We start from the raw sequence: 17,477 nt of genomic DNA, 5'->3' as shown, positions 1-17,477 counted from the left end.
CCTGCGCGAGGCGGCAAGCGCCTCAAAGCAGGGCGTGTTTCTTCAGGCAGTGCCGCAACTGGTCGTAGGAGAGCCCGATCGCCTTGGCCGTGGCGCGCTGGTTGAAGCGGTGGCGCTGGAGCGCATGGCGCAGGATCGCGGCCTCATGCGCGTCGACAGCGCCGCGAAAGTCGGCGACATCGTCCAGCGCGATCAGCAATCGCCCGTCCTCGGCCGCGCCCTCCTCTGAAGGACCGGCAACAGGCGCCGCGCTGGCGGCAGCGGGCTTGCCCGGCATCGGCTGCGGCTTCCATGGCGAGGCAAAAGGATCGAGCTGGATCTCGTCGATCGGCCGATCCGGATCGGGCCAGCGATATACGGCGCGCTCGACGACATTGCGCAGCTCGCGCACATTGCCGGGCCAGCGATAGGCGTTGAGCGCCGTCATCATCCGCTTGGAAAAGCCCGGCCAGGACGACCAGCCGCATTCCGATGCCATCTTGCGCCCGAAATGCTCGACCAGAACGTCGACATCGCCCTCGCGGCCGCGCAGAGGCGGCAGGGTAATCACCTCGAAGCTCAGCCGGTCGAGCAGGTCGGCCCGGAACCGCCCGGCTTCCACCGCATCGGGCAGATGCTCGTTGGTCGCCCCGACGATGCGCACATCCACGGTGAGCGGCCGCGAACTGCCGATGCGCGTCACCTCGCCATATTCCACGGCGCGCAGCAGCCGCTCCTGCGCCGCCATGGAGAGCGTGCCCAGTTCATCGAGGAACAATGTGCCGCCATCGGCCTCCTCGAAGCGACCGGCCCGCGCCCGCGTCGCGCCGGTGAAGGCGCCAGCCTCATGGCCGAACAGCTCGGCCTCGATCAGCATCTCGGGCAAGGCGGCGCAGTTCATGATGATGAGCGGTCCATCCCAGCGCTGGGAAAGGCGATGGATGCGCTCGGCGATCAGCTCCTTGCCAGTACCCCGCTCGCCGATGACCAGCACCGGGCGGTTGAGATCGGCCGCGCGGCCGGCCTGCTCGACCGCATCCAGAAAGGCGAGGGATTCCCCGACAAAATGCGTCGTCTTTTCCATTCCCAACTTTTAGGGATATTTCCCAACTCATTGCAACAAACAATGCTTCGCGCGCACCTCGGCCGGGAAGAAATTGGCGAAAATCCGGGCTTATCAGAAATTGGCACGCCCCCTGCAATGCATTGGGCAATCCGCCAATGAGCGGGATTTGAAGGCCTAACCAGGATCAGGAAGAGACCGCCATGTTGAACACAATCGACCGCTTCGGTGCCCAAACCGCCGCAACGCTTCTCACCCTCATTTTCAGCGCCATCATGGTGATCGGCGCTGTCGGCCCTGCTGTCACCGGCAACTCTGCCGCCACGACTGCAGCGGCTCTGGACAACACACCGGACAAGCCGTCACAATCCCTTGTGTGACGGCTTCAAGGTCGGGGCAGCACACCCCCGCTGCCCCGACCGAACCGCCTCAGTTGGAGTATGTACATGAGTATTTTCTCTCGCACCCGGGACATCGTTGCCGCCAACGTGACCGATCTGCTGGATCGCGCCGAGGACCCGGCAAAGATGATCCGCATGATCATCCTCGAAATGGAGGAGACGCTGGTCGAGGTGCGTGCATCGGCAGCGCGGACCATCGCCGACCAGAAGGAGATGCGCCGCCACATCGCCAAGCTCGACGCCCTGCAGGAAAGCTGGGTCGATAAGGCGCAGCTCGCCCTCTCCAAGGATCGCGAAGACCTTGCCAAGGCCGCGCTGGTCGAAAAGCAGAAGGCCGGCGACATGGCCGAGCAGCTGCGCGGGCAGATTGCCATGCTGGATGAGGCGCTGGCCGCATCCGAAGAGGACATCGCCAAGCTGCAGGCCAAGCTGCGCGAGGCGCGCGTCCGGCAGAACAGCCTCGTCGCCCGCATGGAGAGCGCACAGACGCGCCGGCGTGCGCGCGAGATGTACAATGGCGAGCGCGTGCAGGATGCCTTCTCCCGCTTCGAACTGCTGGAGCGCCGGGTCGATCTGGCCGAAGGCGAGGCCGATGCCATGGGTCTGGGCGGTCAGCCCAAGACGCTGGAGCAGGAGATCGCCGAACTTCAGTCCGCCGACAAGGTGGAAGCCGAACTCGCGGCGCTCAAGGCCGCGCAAGCCAGGAAGGATTGATCCATGGAGGACGTCTTTCTGCCCATCGTCATCTGCGGCATGCTGTTCATCGGCATGCCGTGGCTGATCTTCCACTATGTCACCAAGTGGAAGCAGGCGCCCAAGATCACCGATGAGGACGAACGGCTGCTCGATGAGATGCACATGCTCGCCCGTCGCCTGGAGGAGCGCCTCCAGACGGTCGAGCGGATCATCGCCGCCGATAATCCCGATTTCCGTCCAGCCCGCCCGAGCGCGAGCGACGATCCCTATTTCGACAGGAGGAACTGAGATGTCCGCCCGCCGCACCAAATTCTACCTCGACAAGAAAAATGCCAAGGCCATGGGCGTGTGCGCCGGCATTGCCGACTATATGGGCATCGACGTGCTCTGGGTCCGCATTGGCGCCGTGCTCGTTACGCTGGCCGGCGGCTTCCCGTGGACGGTGATCGCCTATCTGCTCGCCGCATGGATGGCCGAGCCCAAGCCGACCGGCCTCTATGCCGACCGGGAAGACGAGCGCTTCTGGCAGGGCGTGCGTACCAATCCGGCGCGCTCCACCCGCGATGTGCGCAGCAAGTTCCGCGACATCGACCGGCGCCTGTCCGACATCGAGACCTTCTACACCAGCCGCAACACCCGGCTCGCCGACGAGATCGACAGCCTGCGCTGACAAGACGCGCGAGGCGAATGAGAGGCGCAACAGCGCTCGATTACAGGGAAATTTGAACCATGGATCCTATCACCGCGGACGCCGTCGTCGAATCGATGCCGCTCATCGTCGGCGCCAGTTCACTGCTCGGCCTGCTGGCCATCGCCGGATGGGTCTTCAACACATGGCTGCGCGTCCGGCACGGCTATCCGCTCGAGAACAGCTGGGGCAAGGCGGTCTATCCGCAGAAGAATGAGGAGCTGAGCGAGCGCATCAAGCTGCTCAGCCAGGAGAATGCGCAGCTGCGTGCCGAGCTTGGCGCGGTCAAGGATCGGCTGGCCAATGTGGAGCGCATCGTGACCGACAGCGCCCTTCACCTGACCAACGAGATCGAGAGCCTGCGCACCCCCTCCAACTGATCGCCATTCAACTGGCCGGGAGCCCATCATGCCTGCTTCAATGCTGTTATTCTTCATGATTGTCGTCGGCATCCCGGTCATCGGGGGCATCTGGAGCAAATATATGCGGCAGAAGATGAAGCTCCGCGAGCGCGAGTTGGACGTACTCGGCACAGACCGCAGAAAAGGCCGCACAATATGCCGCGCAGGTCGAGCGGCTGGAGCAGCGGGTGCGCGTGCTGGAGCGGATCGTGACCGATCGCGGCGCCGCCCTCGCCCATGAAATCGACCAGCTCGGCGGCGCTGAATCCGCCCCGCACGAAATCCCCACGCGGACCGACCACTAAGACATCGACAGGAGGAGATAGAGTCATGACCGATCTTGACCTCGTGAAGCACGCCATGACCATGATAGCGCTAACTTTATCATTCGCACTTGTCGCCCTGGCCATGCTCAAGGGCTGGAACGGATGGCTGGCGCTCAAGCGGGCGGAGCTGGACATGGCCCCCAGCCGCGCCGCCCCGCGCGCGCCGACCCCGGACGCACCCCTGGCCAGCGGGCTGATAGAGATGGTCGACCTCAAGGAGCGCGTCCGCAAGCTGGAAGCCATCGCCGCCGGCATCGACGTCTGACCCAAAGAGTTTCACTGGCCTCCCGCGCGCCGCGACCTATATGGGCGGCATGACGACATTGCAGACCATCCAGGACGATTACGAACTGCTCGAAGGCGATGAGCGCTACCGGCTGCTGATCGATCTGGGCCGCGAACTGGAGCCGATGCCGGACGCATTGAAGACGGACGCGACGCTCGTGCGGGGCTGCTCCGCCTCCGTCTGGGTCTACCCGACACGGCTGGACAATGGCGCGCTGCATTTCCTGGCGGACAGCAACGCGGCCATCACCAAGGGCATCATCGCCCTGGTCCTTCTCACCGTGCAGGATCGGATGCCGGCGGAGGTCGCGACGTTCGATATCGAGCAGGCGCTCGCACCCTTCGACCTAAAGCGCCAGCTCTCGTCCAATCGCACGCAAGGGCTGCCGAACATGATCGCGCTAATCCGGGAAACGGCGACTCGCCTGCAGGCGGAGGATGCTGCCGGTTGAAAAGGGGGCGGTTGACAGGCTCACGTCACAGCTTGCAGGTTGGGCGCCATGCCGGTGAGCGGTTTTCACCGCAGTGTAATTGGAATGCGGCCTCCGTCACGCACAGGGCGGGCGCCAGAAGAAACAGGTGGCGCATTGATTGATCCCAAGCATTTCCGCGACGTTCTCGGCAGTTATCCCACCGGCGTATGCGTCATCACCTCAAACAATGCGGACGGTCAGCGCTGGGGCCTCGCAGTCGGCACTTTTTCTTCGATCTCGCTAGATCCGCCGCTGGTCGGCTTCCTGCCCGACAAGCGCTCGGGAAGCTGGGCCAATATCGCCACCACCGGCCGCTTCTGCGTGAATGTGCTGGGTAATGCCCAGCTGGAGACCTGCCGGCGATTCGCCTCAAGGCATGACGACAAGTTCGAGGGCATGGCCCATGGCACCAGCCCCGGCGGCCTGCCGATCCTCGATGGCGCGCTCGCATGGATCGAATGCGCGATCGAAAAGGTCGTGGAATTGGGCGACCATCTTCTCGTCGTCGGCGCGGTGCAGGCCATGGAGCGTGCGCCCGAGGGATCGCCGCTGATCTTCTATCGCGGTGGCTATCACCGGCTTGTCGATCTGGAAGAAGCCACCGCCTGACCGGCTCACGCCCGGCCGAACGGCAGGATCGCCTCCAGCTCCGGCAAAGACGGCTTGCCCGGCACCTGCCGACCGCTGCGCATCAGGAAGACATGGCGGACGATCTCCGCCTGCTGCTCGATCCCGTAGCGCGCGAACGGCTTGCCCGGCTGGAAGTCGTAATCATAGCGGCAGAACGGGTGCCGCCGCACCAATAGGTTGGTCCCGGTCTGGTGCTGCCAGACATGCGTCATTTCGTGAATGAACAGCCCTTGCGCCGCCAGATCGCCGGCACCGAAGCAATCGCAGTAGCTGCGCCCCTGCGGATGGAAATGAATATGCCCGCGCGGCGCCATGACGATGGCACGCGGCTGGAAAGGCCACCATTTGCGGTTGCGAATTCGCACCTCATCGAGCGCGATCGCATCGCCGAACATCCGCTCGACCAGCGCGCGCTCCGGCTGGGATAGCGGCCGATCGACGGCGGCAACGTGCGGGGATGGGAGGGCCATGCAGCCGAGATAGGCGCCCTTGCCTCACCGGCAAGGTCCGCCCGCCCCGGCGCATGCCCGCCGGCCGTCACTCGCTCTTGAGATCGAGAACCGAAACCGCCGCCAGAATGACGCCAAAGACCGCAACCATGCCGATGAAGGTCAGGACCGGCCACTGCATAAGAAGGTTCATCGCGAATGCTCCTGCAAACCATGTGATGAGCCCTCTTTTCACCGAACGGCGCCGCCGACATTGATCGGCATCAAACCCGCGCGCCCGCCCCGTCCCGGCGGAATTTTTTACGGATGATCACAGCTCCCCTCTTCCCGTGCGCAAAAACCGACAATCTTGCCCAAGTCTGACAGGTCCATTCATCGGGCGGTCATCTGGGCTGACTTAGAAAAGCGATGTGGCGCGGGGACTGACCTCGGGATTCCCCCCTGTTGCCCGGGCTTCGCCCCGCACCACATGCGCAAAAATTCAGGCGCTTTCTTCGAGCCCCCGCTCCATGCCCCCCGGAGCGGGGGTTTTCGATGTCCGCGCGATCCGCCCGGCCTGATGCCGCGGCGCACAGCCGCTCGAGTCAAAATAATCGCTTCGCGGCTTGGGTTCGGCGCCGAGGGCGGCTAGGGACTTTGGCCATGTCGACCAAGCAGACTCTCAAGATCGCCTCCTGGAATATCAACAGCGTCCGCGCCCGCCTCGAAATCGTCGAGCGCTTCCTTACCGAGTATCAGCCGGACGTTCTGTGCATGCAGGAGACGAAGGTCGTGGACGGCTCCTTTCCGGAGGGCCTGTTCCGCCGGCTCGGCTATAATCATCAGGTGCTGCACGGCCAGCCGATGCACCATGGCGTGGCCATCGTCAGCCGCATTCCGGTGCGTGAGGACGAGCGACTCGATTGGCAGGCCAATGGCGAGGCGCGCCACATCGGCGTGCGGCTGGAAAACGGCCTGCGCATCGAGAATGTCTACGTGCCCGCCGGCGGCGAAGAGCCGGACCGCACGATCAACCGCAAGTTCGGCCAAAAGCTCGATTTTCTGCAGCGCATGATCGACTGGTCGGGCAAGCTCGGCGGATCGACCCTGCTGCTCGGCGACTTCAACGTCGCGCCGCTCGAGTGCGACGTGTGGAGCCACAAGCAGCTCATCAACGTCGTCAGCCACACCCAGATCGAGCGCGACCTGCTCGGCCATCTCCAAAGCTCGCACAACTGGATCGACCTTGGCCGGCGCTTCGTGCCCGCGCCCGAGCGGCTCTACACCTGGTGGAGCTACCGCGCGCAGGATTGGGCAAAGTCGGATCGCGGCCGTCGGCTCGATCATATGTGGCTGAGCCCCGATCTCGCGGAAACGGCGGTCTCGCATCAGGTCGCCGAGGATTGCCGCAGCTGGACGCGCCCCTCGGACCATGCCCCGCTGATCACGGAATTCGCCTTCTGATGGGCGCGCGATAATGGACGGGCGCGCTGCGGCTCGCGCCATCGATGCCCTTCGGCGCGGCTGGCCCATCCGGCTGGTCGATGCAGGTGGGGCGCTGACGCTGCTGCCTGTGGAAGGCGCAACGCCAGCCAGCCTCTCCTCCTTCGACCCGGTTGCAGAGGCACCGCTGCTGCTCTCCGCAGCGCGGGCCGTCACGCTCAAGCTCGCCAACCAGCGGGAGGCGGCGGACCCGCAAGCGCCGGCGCTCATCGCCCGCGAGCGCTGGATCGATTCGCCCGCCGCCGCCATGGCCATTGCCGATCCGGTGCGTGATCTCGCGACGCCGCTCAAAGGCCCGTTCCGCGCCCTGCCGGTGCCGCACCCGGCCCTGGCCGCCGCAGCCCTTACGCTTGCGCGCCTCGCCGGCATGTTGCCCGCCTTCTTCATCGGCTCCGAGGACGCCGAGGCCGAGGTGCAGCTGAGCGCGGACGACATCGCCACTTATGCAGACCCGACCCGGCTCGCCATCGCCGCCCGCGCGCGGCTGCCCGTCGAAGCCAGCGTGGATGCGCAGATCGTCGCCTTCCGCTCGCCCGAAGATCCGCGTGAGCACATCGCCCTCGTCATCGGCGAGCGTGACGGCAGCGCCCCGGTCGTCCGCCTGCACAGCGAGTGCCTGACCGGCGACGTGCTCGGCTCGCTCAAATGCGATTGCGGCCCGCAATTGCACGGCGCTCTGCACGAGATCGCCCATGCGCGCTGGGGCGTGCTGCTCTACCTCCGGCAGGAGGGGCGCGGGATCGGCCTCATCAACAAGCTGCGTGCCTATCAGCTGCAGGATCAGGGCTTCGACACGGTGGACGCCAATGTCCGCCTGGGCTTCGCCATCGATGCGCGCGATTTCGGCGTCGCGGCACGCATGCTCGATCTGCTCGGCATCGACGAAATCCGGCTGCTCACCAACAATCCGGAGAAGGTCGCCGGCCTCGAATCGCAGGGCATCCGCGTTGCCGAACGGCTGCCGCTCGCTTTGCCCTCCAACCCCCATAATGAGCGCTATCTCGCCACCAAGCGGGACCGCACCGGCCACCAATTGTGAGCGACGCGCCGGCCATTCTGGTCGATGGCGCCGCTGGCCGGCTGACCATCGGCGGCTGGTCCTGCGCCTGCGTCATCGGCAAGGGCGGCCTTATCGCTGCGGCGGACAAGCGCGAGGGCGATGGCGCCTCGCCCATCGGTGACTGGCCGGTTCGCGCCGCGCTGCTCCGCCCCGGTCGCATCGATGCCGCTCAGGCGCCAGCAATCCCGTGGCGCTGGGTCCGGCCGGACGATGGCTGGAGCGACGATCCCGCCGACCCTGCCTATAACCGGCCCGTCCACCTGCCGCGCCACACCAGCCACGAGCGGCTTGCGCGCGAGGATAAGGCCTATGACGTCATCATAGTCCTTGGCCATAATGATGCGCCGCCAGCGCCCGGCATGGGCAGCGCGATCTTCTTCCATCAATGGGTAATCGGCGAGAATGGCCAGCCCAAGGCGACCGAAGGCTGTGTCGCCATCGCCCCGGAGGATATGGGCACCGTCCTTGGGCTGCTTCGCCCTGGCATGATGCTCAGATTGCGATAGCACCTTCAGCCGCGTTCAACGGCTCGTCGCGAAACCGCCCGATGGTAAGCAGCGCTTAACCACAGGGGCCTCACCTGCCGGGACGACCACAAGGTGATTCATGAACGCATATCTCGAAGACGGGCGGACCGACGCAGCATGGCAAGCCATTTGCCGGTCCCAGGGCGTCATCGAATTCAGCCCCGAAGGCACCATCCTGTGGGCCAATGACGTGCTGCTCGAGACATTGGGCTACCGCCTCGATGAGGTGGTCGGCGAGCATCATCGCATCTTCTGCACGCCATCCTTCGTGCGCTCCACTGACTATGCGGCCTTCTGGCGGACACTGACCTCAGGCGCGTTCCACGCCGGCCGCTATGAGCGGCGCTCACGAGGCGGCGCGTCCGTCTATCTTCAGGCCACCTACAATCCCGTTGTCGATTGTCAGGGCAGACCGGTGCGCATCCTCAAGATCGCCTCCGACGTCACCCGGCAGGTCCAGCTCGAACAGGAAGTGCAGGCCCGCTATGAGGAAAGCCAGCGCTTGCAGGGTGAATTGCAGCGCGGCAATGCGCGGCTCCAGTCCACCATGGCCGAACTGGCGGCCATCGTGACCACGATCGGCGCCATCGCGAACCAGACCAACCTGCTGGCGCTCAACGCGCGCATCGAAGCCGCCCGCGCCGGCGAGGCCGGTCAGGGTTTCGCGGTCGTCGCCAATGAGGTGAAGAAGCTGGCCGGGGACACCCGCCTCGCGACCTCCCGCGCGGTGGACATGATGAAGCACAGCATCGCGCCGGATATCGCCGCCTGAGCTACTCCGCCGCATCCTCCAGCGATGCGCTGGGTTCGGATGCCGCCAATCCCGCCTCCGGGTTCATCCGCTCGGCCTGCTGGCGCATCCACATCTGCGCATAATGGCCGCCAAGCGCGAGCAATTGCGCGTGCGTGCCCTGCTCGACCACGCGGCCGTCATCCATCACGATGATGCTGTCGGCATGGACGATGGTCGAGAGCCGGTGCGCGACGATGATCGTCGTGCGCCGCGCCGCCACGTCATCGAGCACGGTCTGGATCGCCGCTTCCGTGCGGCTGTCGAGCGCACTGGTCGCTTCGTCGAGGACCAGGATCGGCGGATCTTTCACCAGCGTGCGCGCGATGGCCACGCGCTGCTTCTCGCCCCCGGAGAGCTTGAGGCCGCGCTCGCCCACCCGCGTGTCATAGCCCTTGGGCAGCGAGTCGATGAAGCGGTCGATCGCCGCCCCGCGCGCGCCGGCCTCGATGTCCGCCTGCGTCGCGCCGTCGCGGCCATAAGCGATGTTGTAGCCGATGGTATCGTTGAACAGCACCATGTCCTGCGGCACGATGCCGATGGCGGCGCGCAGCGAGGTCTGTTGCACGCGCGCGATATCCTGCCCGTCGATGAGGATGTGGCCGCCCTGAATATCGTAGAAGCGGAAGAGCAGCCGCGCGATGGTCGACTTGCCGGCGCCCGAATGCCCGACCACCGCCAGCGTCGTGCCCGCCAGCACGTGGAAGCTCACGCCCTTGAGGATCGTCCGGTCGGGATCATAGCCGAACACCACGTCCTCAAAGCGGATATCGCCCGCCGTCACCGCCAGCGGCGGCGCATCGGGCACGTCCTTGATCTCGGTCTCGGTATCGATCAGCCGGAACATCGCCTCCATGTCGATGAGGCCCTGCCGGATGGTGCGATAGACCATGCCAAGCAGATCGAGCGGGCGGAAGAGCTGCATCAGCAGCGCATTCACCAGTACGACATCGCCCGGCGTGAACCGGCCCTGCGCCCAGCCCCACACCGTAAACGCCATCGCCCCGCCCATCATCACATTGGTGATGAGCGCCTGGCCGATGTTGAGCATCGCAAGGCTGTTATTGCTCTTGGTCGCGGCGTTCATGTAGCTGCGCTGCGCAGCCCCGTAGCGCGCGGCCTCGCGGTCCTCCGCCGTGAAATATTTGACCGTCTCGAAGTTCAGCAGGCTGTCCACGGCATGGGCCGTCGCCCCGGTATCGAGATCGACCATCTCCCGCCGCAGCGCGTTCCGCCATTCGGTGATCTTCTGCGTGAAGGCCGTGTAGAGCGCGATCATCACCAGCGTGCCCGCCACCAGCCCGAAGCCGAACTTGACCTGGAAGATGATGCACACCGCGATCAGCTCGATCGCCGTCGGGGCGATATTGAAGAGCAGGAAGTGCAGCATCGTCTCGATGGACGTGGTGCCCCGCTCGATGACCTTGGTGACGCCGCCGGTCTTGCGGTTGAGGTGGAAGCGCAACGAGAGATTGTGCAGGTGGCGCAGCGTCTGTTCGGCCATCAGTCGCTGGGCATTGCGCCCGACCCGCTCGAAGGCGACATTGCGTAGATTATCCGAGACGACGCCGCCAAAGCGCGCGCCGGCATAAGCCAGCACCAGCCCCAATGCGACGGCCACCCCCGCCTGCATCCCCGGCCCCATCCGGTCGATGATACCCTTATAGGCGAAGGGCATGACCAGGATGATCGCCTTGCCCAGCAACACCAGCACCAGCGCGACGATGATCCGCGCCTTGAGATTGGGCTCACCCGCCGGCCAGAGATAGGGCAGAAAACGCCGCAACGTCGCCCATGCAGGCGGCGTGGGCAGATCCTTATCCTGATTGTCCGGTGGCATGGATGCCAGTTAGGCGCGCGGCAACCGCTTGCCAAGGGCGGTGATCACCCGAATGCGCAAGAGCGGCCCTGCCCCACTCACGCCCGCGCGCTGAAGACGCTCCAGCCGGTCGCTTCGGCCAGCCGTTCGAGCGCGCGCGTGCCGAGGTGGGAGTTGCCGCTTTCGTTGAGGCCGGGCGACCAGACGGCGATGCTCGCCTTGCCGGGCACGACGGCGAGAATGCCACCGCCGACGCCGGATTTGCCCGGCATCCCCACCCGAAAGGCGAAGTCGCCGCTGGCATCATAATGGCCGCAGGTCAGCATCAGCGCGTTGATGCGGCGGGCGCGGCGGGGTGAGACCACGCGCCCGCCCGCCGGCTGGCGTCCATCCAGCATGAGGAAGCGGCCGGCCTGCGCCAGTTGCACGCAATCCATGGCGATGGCGCATTGGTGGAAATAGCAGCCCGTCACCAGTTCGACGGGATTGTGGATGTTGCCGAAGGCCCGCATGTAATTGGCCAGCGCGATGTTCCGGTAGCCCGTCTCCGCCTCGCCGCGCGCCACGCTTTCATCGATGGCGATGCTGTCATCGTCCGCCAGATAGCGCACGAAGCGCAGCAGCGCGCCGATGGACTCGCGCGGTTGATGGCCGGAGAGATTGACGTCCGCCACCACCAGCGCACCGGCGTTGATGAACGGATTGCGCGGAATGCCCTGTTCGGCCTCGAGCTGGACGATGGAGTTGAAGGCATTGCCCGAAGGCTCGCGGCCGACGCGCTTCCAGAGCTGGTCCCCCACCTTGCCGAGCGCCATGGTGAGCGCGAACACCTTGGAGATGGACTGGATCGAAAAGCTGGTCCGCGCATCCCCGCCGACGGCGATGGTCCCGTCCGCGCCGACAATGGCCATGCCAAACTGGTCGGGGGACACGTTGGCAAGGCCGGGGATATAGGTCGCGACGGCGCCGCGATCCCGTTCGGCCGCCATGGCCGCGACGATCTCGTCGACGATTGTCTGCAGGTCGCCAGCCATCGGAGCGATCAATGGATGACGATATCGGCAGGCTCCCGCGGCAGCTCATCGCGGGAGGTGCTGGCGATCACCTGCGCCGCGACCAGATCGCCCACCACATTCACCGTGGTACGGCACATATCGAGGAAGCGGTCCACACCCAGCACGAGCCCGATGCCTGCCGGGGGCACGCCCACGCTGGCGAGGATGAGCGCGATCACCGGCAGCGTGCCGGCCGGAACGCCCGCCGTGCCGATCCCGCCCATGATGCAGATGAGCATCACGACGAGCTGCTGGCCGAGCGACAGATCAACGCCGAAAAATTGCGCGAGGAACAGCACCGTCACGCCCTCGAACATGGCTGAGCCATTCTGGTTGGCAGTGGCGCCGATGGTGAGCACGAAGCGGGAGATAGGGCGCGGGAGCTTCAGGCCCTCCTCGGCGACCCGCAACGATGTGGGCAGGGTCGCATTGGAAGAGGCCGTGGCGAAAGCCATCACGCTGGCTTCTTGCGTCTCGCGGAAGAAGGCGATGGGATTCTTGCCGGCGATGAACTTGAGGATGAGCGGAAACACGCCGAACATCTGCAGGCCGAGCGCCAGCAGCACGACAAAGACAAAGGCGGAAAGACGCCCGATCAGTTCCCAGCCAAACAGCGCCGCCAGATTGAACATGAAGCAGAAGATGGCGATGGGCGCGAGCTTGATGACAAGGCCGATGAGCCGCATCGAGACCTCGAAAATGCCTTCGAACCCGGCCTTGATCGTCGCGGTCTTCGCTGGATCGACCAGCAGGAAGCCGACGCCGAAGAAGAGCGCGAAGAACATCACCGCCAGAATGTCGTTCGCGCTCATCGCCGCGACGAAGTTGGTCGGCACGATCGCCAGCACCGCCTCGACGCCGGTTTTGGACTCGCCGGCCTGCGCCACGATGGAGGCCGCCCCTTCCGAGGATTGCGCGATCATGCTCCGGGCCAGCGCCGGATCGATGCCGCCGCCCGGCTGGAGCAGATTGACGAGTGCCAGAGAGATGGCGACCGAAATGCTGGAAACGACGACCGTGTAGAGCAAGGTGCGCAGGCCCACGGTCTTGAGATGCCGCGCCTCCCCCATATCCGCGACGCCCACGATCAGCGCCGAGACCAGCAGCGGAATGATGAGCATGAAGAGCAGGCGCAGGAAGATCTGGCCAATGGGCTGCGTGACATAAGTGGTGACGAGCGCCACCCAGGCCGCGTCTGCCGCGACGCTGTGGACGATCAGCCCCAACACCAGCCCCGCCAGGAACCCGCCGAGCATCCAGTATTGCAGGCGCGTTTCCTTGCGGTCTTCGCCCGCGCTGGCTTCGGTCATGCTCGATCCCCTTTTGGTGTTGCGAAGCAGGCTAACAGTGCGGGGAGCGCATCGCAAATACGCAAAAAGCCACTCAGCATCCCAGAAGATGCAACGCCACCTCGCGCTGATGCGGGGCACGGCGATGCTCGACCAGATAGATGCCCTGCCAGGTGCCGAGCGCCAGCCGCCCGCCGATCAGCGGCACGCTGAGCGAAACGCCGGTCAGTACGGCCTTGAGATGCGCCGGCATATCGTCCGGCCCTTCATCGTCATGCAGGTAGCGCTGGTCCTCGGGCGCCATCCGCGCCAGCCAGGCGAGCAGATCCTTCTGCACCGCCGGCGCGGCATTTTCCTGAATGGTGAGCGAGGCGGAGGTGTGGCGGCAGAAGACGGTAAGCAGGCCTTCGTCCATGCCCTGCGCCAAAGCCCAGCGCGAAACCTCGCGGTTGATCTCCACCATGGCCTGCCCCGGCGTCGCGATACGCAGGACCGTGCTGGCCTGCCGCAGATCAGCCATGACCGGCGGGCGCAAAGATCATGAGCAGCCCTCGACCCACTGGACCTGCTCCCACTGGCCGATGCGCCAGCTCTGCACGGTCTTGCCGTCCGTCTCCGCGATCAGCCCCGTCGGCGCATTGGCTCGATGGAACACCAGATAATGGCCGGTCGGGCCGGTATAGGGATGCGGCTGCACCTCGGCCGAACCGAGCCGCTTGATCGCCTCGGCTTCGCTCTGGCCCACGCGCAGGCCAAATGGTCCCTCATGCTGCGCATCGGAGACATCGACCCGCACGACATGGTCGCCATCCAGCATCACCGCCGCGTCCGGCCAGCCCTTGAAATGCGCATAGGTGCAGGTCGAGCCCGGCATGGGATCATCCCGCCCGGCGACCGCGAGCCCTTGCGCGGCCAGCTCGGCGAGGGTGGCGCCGATGCGGATCGGCCCGACCTGGTCGAGCGTCTCTGCCTCCGCCGGCTCCTCAGCCGCATTCGCCGCGGCGGCGCTGTCATTGGCCGGCACAGCCATGTTGCGACCCGCCTGCGCGCCATTGTCCGGATCGGCAGGCTGGGACTGACAGGCGGCAAGGCTTGCCAGAGCGAGGATTGCGAGGGCCGTCCTCATCCGCATTGCGCCCGGTGGAGCAGCGCCTGATCGGCCAGCACCAGCGCCATCATCGCCTCGACCACCGGCACACCGCGAATGCCGACGCAGGGATCATGGCGACCCTTGGTGCGGATGTCCGCTGCCGCACCCTCGCGCGTCACGGTTTCCTGCGGAATGAGGATCGAGCTGGTCGGCTTGAACGCCACGCGCACCCGGATCGGCTGACCGGTAGCGATGCCGCCGGCGATGCCGCCTGCATGATTGGCGAGGAACACGGGGCGCCCGTCGTTGCCCGGGCGCATCGGGTCGGCATTCTCCTCGCCGCGCAGCCGCGCCGCCGCAAAGCCGTCGCCAATCTCCACGCCCTTCACCGCGTTGATGCTCATCATCGCCGCCGCCAGTTCGCTGTCCAGCTTGGCATAAAGCGGTGCGCCCCAGCCGGCGGGCACGCCCATGGCGACGCATTCGACCACCGCGCCGAGCGAGGAGCCATCCTTGCGGGCCGCATCGACAAGCGCTTCCCAGCGCGCGGCCGCAGCCGGGTCCGGGCAGAAGAAGGGATTGTTGCCGATCTCACTGGCATCGAATGCGGCAGGATCGATGGCGTCTCCGCCGATCTCGCTGACATAGCCAAGGATCTGGACCTGCGGCACGACCAGCCGTGCCACGGCACCCGCCGCGACCCGGCTCGCCGTCTCGCGCGCCGATGAGCGCCCGCCGCCGCGATAATCGCGCAGGCCATATTTGGCATCATAGGCATAATCGGCATGGCCGGGCCGATAGGCCTGCGCGACCTCGGAATAGTCCTTGGAGCGCTGGTCAACATTCTCGATCATCAGGCTGATCGGCGTGCCGGTCGTCTTCCCCTCGAACACACCGGAGAGGATGCGCACCTGATCCGGCTCCTGCCGCTGGGTGGTGAAGCGCGATGTGCCCGGGCGGCGCTTGTCCAGCCAGGGCTGCACATCGGCCTCGCTCAGCGTCAGTCCCGGGGGGCAGCCATCCACCACGGCGCCGATCGCCGGGCCATGGCTCTCGCCCCAGGTGGTGAAGCGGAAGACCCGCCCGAAACTATTGAAGCTCATGCCATTCTTTCCAGCTCAGCCGCCAGGGCAGCGCAGACGGCTGCGCTGCCGCTCATCCCTTGTCGAGCGCGATATCCGGCGCGTCCTCGGCCTTCATGCCAATGACGTTATAGCCTGCATCGACATGATGGATCTCGCCGGTCACGCCGGAGGCAAGATCAGACAGCAGATACAGCCCGGCCCCGCCGACATCCTCGATGGTGACGTTGCGGCGCAGCGGCGAGTTCAGCTCGTTCCACTTGAGGATATAGCGGAAGTCGCCGATGCCCGATGCCGCGAGCGTCTTGATCGGCCCGGCCGAAATCGCGTTCACGCGGATGTTCTGCGGCCCCAGGTCCATGGCGAGATATTTGACGCTGGTTTCCAGCGCGGCCTTGGCGACGCCCATCACATTATAATGCGGGATCACCTTCTCGGCGCCATAATAGGTCAGCGTGACGATCGACCCGCCTTCGCTCATCATCGGCACCGCGCGCTTCGTCACGGCGACGAGGCTGTAGGCCGAGACGTTCATCGTCAGCAGGAAGTTTTCCAGGCTGGTGTCGACATAGCCGCCGCGCAACTCGTTCTTGTCCGAGAAGCCGATGGCGTGGACCACGAAGTCGATGGTCGGCCAGCGCGCGGCCAATCCCTCGAAGCAGGCATCGACCGACGCCATGTCCGACACGTCGCAGGGCAACAGAAAATCGGAGCCGACTTCCGCCGCCAGCGGGCGCACGCGCCGCTCCAGCGCCTCGCCCAGATAGGAGAAGGCCATTTGTGCGCCCTGCGCGTGAAGTGCCTTGGCAATACCCCAGGCCAGCGACTTGTCGTTGGCCAACCCCATGATGAGGCCGCGTTTGCCGGCCATAAGGCCTGTCATGATGTTGGATCCTCCGTCTCTTCCGCCGGTTCTTCCCCGTCCGGGAAATCAGCCAGCGCGGCGTTGAGTTCGGCGCCAATTACCACGCCAAGCCCAATGATGAAGAAAAAAATGAGCGTGATCATCGCGCCCGCCAGACCGCCATAGGTCAGGCTGTAGCTGGTAATGTTGGAGAAGAAGAGCGGCAGCAGCAACGAGGTGACATACCACCAGCCCGCCGTGAACGCCGCGCCCGGCCATTTCGGGAAGCGCTTGGCGCGATAACGGCTCGGCGTCAGCGCCGCGAAGATGAAGTAAAGGGCAAGATAAAGGATGATCGCCGGCACGAAGCGGGTGGCGGTCAGAATGGCGAAAGCCTGGTCGCTGCCGGGCAGCAATTGCTCGACGATCGTCTCCGCCGCGACAAGCAGGACCTGCAGAGACAAAGCGAGCAGCGCGCCAAAGACGCTGAGCACGATGATCCCCATCGCGCGCAGCCGGTAATGCCAGAAGGGCGATGTCGAGCGCGTGCCATAGGCCCGGCGGAGAATGTCGCGGATCGTCTCGATCAAGCTGCCCACGGTCCACAGGCCGATGATGGCACCCAGCCAGAGCAAGGGCCCGGTGCGCGCCTCCAGCACATCGACGATCGCCGGCCGCAGCACCTGCGCAACGCTCGGCGGCACCGTCAGCAAAAAGCCATTCACCGTTTCGAGACCGGCGCGGGTGCGCCCGAGGATCTGCGCGATCGCCGCAGCAAGGATGAAGAAGGGAAAAACCGCGACCAGCGTCAGATAAGCGAGATTGCCGGCATGGATGAAGCCGTCATTATAGACGCCGACCGCAACGCGCTTGACCACGGCCAGGGCCCGGCTCGCCCAGCGACTCCGCTCGATTTCCGCGCGCAGGCGCTCCCCCCGATCGCGCAACCGGCGACGGCGCGCTTCAGGCGATTGCGGAGAGGGATTGGTCAGCACGCCCGATCTCTAGAACAAAGCGGCAGGCGAGGGAATCGCGCACATGCACCCCT

22 protein-coding genes and 1 pseudogene are annotated in these 17,477 nt (G+C 65.4%); 13 read left to right on the top strand and 10 right to left on the bottom strand.

Annotated elements, in window-relative coordinates; genetic code table 11:
* Positions 1–22 precede the first annotated feature (22 nt).
* On the bottom strand, positions 23–1,063 hold the full coding sequence (pspF, locus tag M2336_RS04690) for a phage shock protein operon transcriptional activator (protein WP_264574155.1): 1,041 nt from the start codon (positions 1,061–1,063) through the stop codon (positions 23–25).
* A gap of 182 nt (positions 1,064–1,245) precedes the next feature.
* Between pspF and M2336_RS04685 the strand changes: the two genes are divergently transcribed.
* From M2336_RS04685 to M2336_RS04645, 9 genes and pseudogenes are all read left to right on the top strand, one after another.
* On the top strand, positions 1,246–1,422 hold the full coding sequence (locus M2336_RS04685) for a hypothetical protein (RefSeq protein ID WP_264574154.1): 177 nt from the start codon (positions 1,246–1,248) through the stop codon (positions 1,420–1,422).
* A gap of 66 nt (positions 1,423–1,488) precedes the next feature.
* Positions 1,489–2,157, top strand: a complete 669-nt coding sequence (gene pspA / locus M2336_RS04680; RefSeq protein WP_264574153.1) for a phage shock protein PspA — start codon at positions 1,489–1,491, stop codon at positions 2,155–2,157.
* Between the two features lie 3 nt (positions 2,158–2,160).
* A complete protein-coding gene (gene pspB / locus M2336_RS04675; protein ID WP_181560862.1) occupies positions 2,161–2,427 on the top strand; it encodes an envelope stress response membrane protein PspB in 267 nt (88 codons plus the stop codon).
* Position 2,428: 1 nt separating this feature from the next.
* On the top strand, positions 2,429–2,809 hold the full coding sequence (gene pspC, locus M2336_RS04670) for an envelope stress response membrane protein PspC (protein ID WP_181560863.1): 381 nt from the start codon (positions 2,429–2,431) through the stop codon (positions 2,807–2,809).
* A 95-nt stretch (positions 2,810–2,904) separates the two neighbouring features.
* Positions 2,905–3,207, top strand: a complete 303-nt coding sequence (locus tag M2336_RS04665; protein ID WP_181561549.1) for a cell division protein ZapB — start codon at positions 2,905–2,907, stop codon at positions 3,205–3,207.
* 103 nt (positions 3,208–3,310) lie between these two features.
* A pseudogene (locus M2336_RS04660) lies at positions 3,311–3,533 on the top strand (hypothetical protein).
* A gap of 25 nt (positions 3,534–3,558) precedes the next feature.
* Entirely contained in the window at positions 3,559–3,819 is a 261-nt protein-coding gene (locus M2336_RS04655) for a hypothetical protein (RefSeq protein WP_264574152.1), read from the top strand.
* Between the two features lie 40 nt (positions 3,820–3,859).
* Positions 3,860–4,291, top strand: coding sequence for a SufE family protein (locus tag M2336_RS04650; protein WP_413715179.1), 432 nt, complete (start codon positions 3,860–3,862; stop codon positions 4,289–4,291).
* A gap of 135 nt (positions 4,292–4,426) precedes the next feature.
* Positions 4,427–4,921 carry a flavin reductase family protein gene (locus M2336_RS04645; protein ID WP_264571491.1) on the top strand — a complete coding sequence of 165 codons (495 nt, stop codon included), beginning with the start codon at positions 4,427–4,429 and terminating at the stop codon, positions 4,919–4,921.
* A 5-nt stretch (positions 4,922–4,926) separates the two neighbouring features.
* On the opposite strand, the gene M2336_RS04640 is transcribed toward M2336_RS04645, so the two are convergent.
* Entirely contained in the window at positions 4,927–5,412 is a 486-nt protein-coding gene (locus M2336_RS04640; RefSeq protein ID WP_264574151.1) for a vgr related protein, read from the bottom strand.
* A 621-nt stretch (positions 5,413–6,033) separates the two neighbouring features.
* Between M2336_RS04640 and M2336_RS04635 the strand changes: the two genes are divergently transcribed.
* From M2336_RS04635 to M2336_RS04620, 4 genes are all read left to right on the top strand, one after another.
* Positions 6,034–6,834 carry an exodeoxyribonuclease III gene (locus M2336_RS04635; RefSeq protein WP_181560868.1) on the top strand — a complete coding sequence of 267 codons (801 nt, stop codon included), beginning with the start codon at positions 6,034–6,036 and terminating at the stop codon, positions 6,832–6,834.
* A 13-nt stretch (positions 6,835–6,847) separates the two neighbouring features.
* On the top strand, positions 6,848–7,912 hold the full coding sequence (ribA, locus tag M2336_RS04630) for a GTP cyclohydrolase II (RefSeq protein ID WP_264592584.1): 1,065 nt from the start codon (positions 6,848–6,850) through the stop codon (positions 7,910–7,912).
* Complete coding sequence (locus M2336_RS04625; protein WP_264574149.1) at positions 7,909–8,439, top strand: L,D-transpeptidase family protein; 531 nt, start codon at positions 7,909–7,911, stop codon at positions 8,437–8,439. The genes ribA and M2336_RS04625 overlap by 4 nt, the downstream gene beginning before the upstream one ends.
* A 100-nt stretch (positions 8,440–8,539) precedes the next feature.
* Entirely contained in the window at positions 8,540–9,232 is a 693-nt protein-coding gene (locus M2336_RS04620) for a methyl-accepting chemotaxis protein (RefSeq protein ID WP_264574148.1), read from the top strand.
* Position 9,233: 1 nt separating this feature from the next.
* Here the strand turns inward: M2336_RS04620 and M2336_RS04615 are convergent, their stop codons facing one another.
* The 8 genes from M2336_RS04615 to M2336_RS04580 form a co-directional block, all read right to left on the bottom strand.
* Positions 9,234–11,090: an ABCB family ABC transporter ATP-binding protein/permease gene (locus tag M2336_RS04615; protein WP_264592583.1), complete on the bottom strand. Its 1,857-nt coding sequence runs from the start codon at positions 11,088–11,090 to the stop codon at positions 9,234–9,236.
* Positions 11,091–11,167: 77 nt separating this feature from the next.
* The gene (locus tag M2336_RS04610) at positions 11,168–12,103 is read right to left on the bottom strand and encodes a glutaminase (protein ID WP_413715958.1); all 936 of its coding nucleotides are present in this window, start codon (positions 12,101–12,103) and stop codon (positions 11,168–11,170) included.
* 8 nt (positions 12,104–12,111) lie between these two features.
* The gene (locus M2336_RS04605) at positions 12,112–13,434 is read right to left on the bottom strand and encodes a dicarboxylate/amino acid:cation symporter (RefSeq protein WP_264574145.1); all 1,323 of its coding nucleotides are present in this window, start codon (positions 13,432–13,434) and stop codon (positions 12,112–12,114) included.
* Positions 13,435–13,507: 73 nt separating this feature from the next.
* Positions 13,508–13,924, bottom strand: a complete 417-nt coding sequence (locus M2336_RS04600) for a secondary thiamine-phosphate synthase enzyme YjbQ (protein ID WP_264574959.1) — start codon at positions 13,922–13,924, stop codon at positions 13,508–13,510.
* 27 nt (positions 13,925–13,951) lie between these two features.
* Positions 13,952–14,539 carry a hypothetical protein gene (locus tag M2336_RS04595; RefSeq protein WP_264574144.1) on the bottom strand — a complete coding sequence of 196 codons (588 nt, stop codon included), beginning with the start codon at positions 14,537–14,539 and terminating at the stop codon, positions 13,952–13,954.
* Positions 14,536–15,606, bottom strand: a complete 1,071-nt coding sequence (aroC, locus tag M2336_RS04590; protein WP_264574143.1) for a chorismate synthase — start codon at positions 15,604–15,606, stop codon at positions 14,536–14,538. Before aroC ends, M2336_RS04595 begins: the two co-directional genes overlap by 4 nt.
* Positions 15,607–15,658: 52 nt before the next feature.
* Positions 15,659–16,468, bottom strand: a complete 810-nt coding sequence (gene fabI / locus M2336_RS04585) for an enoyl-ACP reductase FabI (RefSeq protein WP_181560875.1) — start codon at positions 16,466–16,468, stop codon at positions 15,659–15,661.
* The gene (locus tag M2336_RS04580) at positions 16,465–17,421 is read right to left on the bottom strand and encodes a YihY/virulence factor BrkB family protein (RefSeq protein WP_264572320.1); all 957 of its coding nucleotides are present in this window, start codon (positions 17,419–17,421) and stop codon (positions 16,465–16,467) included. Before M2336_RS04580 ends, fabI begins: the two co-directional genes overlap by 4 nt.
* Between the last annotated feature and the right edge of the window lie 56 nt (positions 17,422–17,477).

Origin of the sequence: Sphingobium sp. B1D7B, assembly GCF_025961965.1 — a bacterium.
In the GTDB taxonomy this organism is placed as follows: Bacteria; Pseudomonadota; Alphaproteobacteria; order Sphingomonadales; family Sphingomonadaceae; genus Sphingobium.
The sequence above is the reverse complement of the archived record's forward strand: the minus strand, read 5'-3'. Positions and strand labels throughout refer to the sequence as shown.

What these genes read in the sequence shown, in the direction of transcription:
- M2336_RS04655 (WP_264574152.1), top strand. Translation starts at nt 3,559, where the DNA reads ATGACCGATCTTGACCTCGTGAAGCACGCCATGACCATGATAGCGCTA.
- aroC (WP_264574143.1), bottom strand. Translation starts at nt 15,606, where the DNA reads ATGAGCTTCAATAGTTTCGGGCGGGTCTTCCGCTTCACCACCTGGGGC.
- pspF (WP_264574155.1), bottom strand. Translation starts at nt 1,063, where the DNA reads ATGGAAAAGACGACGCATTTTGTCGGGGAATCCCTCGCCTTTCTGGAT.
- M2336_RS04605 (WP_264574145.1), bottom strand. Translation starts at nt 13,434, where the DNA reads ATGACCGAAGCCAGCGCGGGCGAAGACCGCAAGGAAACGCGCCTGCAA.
- M2336_RS04595 (WP_264574144.1), bottom strand. Translation starts at nt 14,539, where the DNA reads ATGAGGACGGCCCTCGCAATCCTCGCTCTGGCAAGCCTTGCCGCCTGT.
- M2336_RS04610 (WP_413715958.1), bottom strand. Translation starts at nt 12,103, where the DNA reads ATGGCTGGCGACCTGCAGACAATCGTCGACGAGATCGTCGCGGCCATG.
- M2336_RS04665 (WP_181561549.1), top strand. Translation starts at nt 2,905, where the DNA reads ATGCCGCTCATCGTCGGCGCCAGTTCACTGCTCGGCCTGCTGGCCATC.
- M2336_RS04685 (WP_264574154.1), top strand. Translation starts at nt 1,246, where the DNA reads ATGTTGAACACAATCGACCGCTTCGGTGCCCAAACCGCCGCAACGCTT.
- ribA (WP_264592584.1), top strand. Translation starts at nt 6,848, where the DNA reads ATGGACGGGCGCGCTGCGGCTCGCGCCATCGATGCCCTTCGGCGCGGC.
- M2336_RS04650 (WP_413715179.1), top strand. Translation starts at nt 3,860, where the DNA reads ATGGGCGGCATGACGACATTGCAGACCATCCAGGACGATTACGAACTG.
- M2336_RS04635 (WP_181560868.1), top strand. Translation starts at nt 6,034, where the DNA reads ATGTCGACCAAGCAGACTCTCAAGATCGCCTCCTGGAATATCAACAGC.
- pspC (WP_181560863.1), top strand. Translation starts at nt 2,429, where the DNA reads ATGTCCGCCCGCCGCACCAAATTCTACCTCGACAAGAAAAATGCCAAG.
- M2336_RS04620 (WP_264574148.1), top strand. Translation starts at nt 8,540, where the DNA reads ATGAACGCATATCTCGAAGACGGGCGGACCGACGCAGCATGGCAAGCC.
- pspB (WP_181560862.1), top strand. Translation starts at nt 2,161, where the DNA reads ATGGAGGACGTCTTTCTGCCCATCGTCATCTGCGGCATGCTGTTCATC.
- M2336_RS04615 (WP_264592583.1), bottom strand. Translation starts at nt 11,090, where the DNA reads ATGCCACCGGACAATCAGGATAAGGATCTGCCCACGCCGCCTGCATGG.
- fabI (WP_181560875.1), bottom strand. Translation starts at nt 16,468, where the DNA reads ATGACAGGCCTTATGGCCGGCAAACGCGGCCTCATCATGGGGTTGGCC.
- M2336_RS04640 (WP_264574151.1), bottom strand. Translation starts at nt 5,412, where the DNA reads ATGGCCCTCCCATCCCCGCACGTTGCCGCCGTCGATCGGCCGCTATCC.
- pspA (WP_264574153.1), top strand. Translation starts at nt 1,489, where the DNA reads ATGAGTATTTTCTCTCGCACCCGGGACATCGTTGCCGCCAACGTGACC.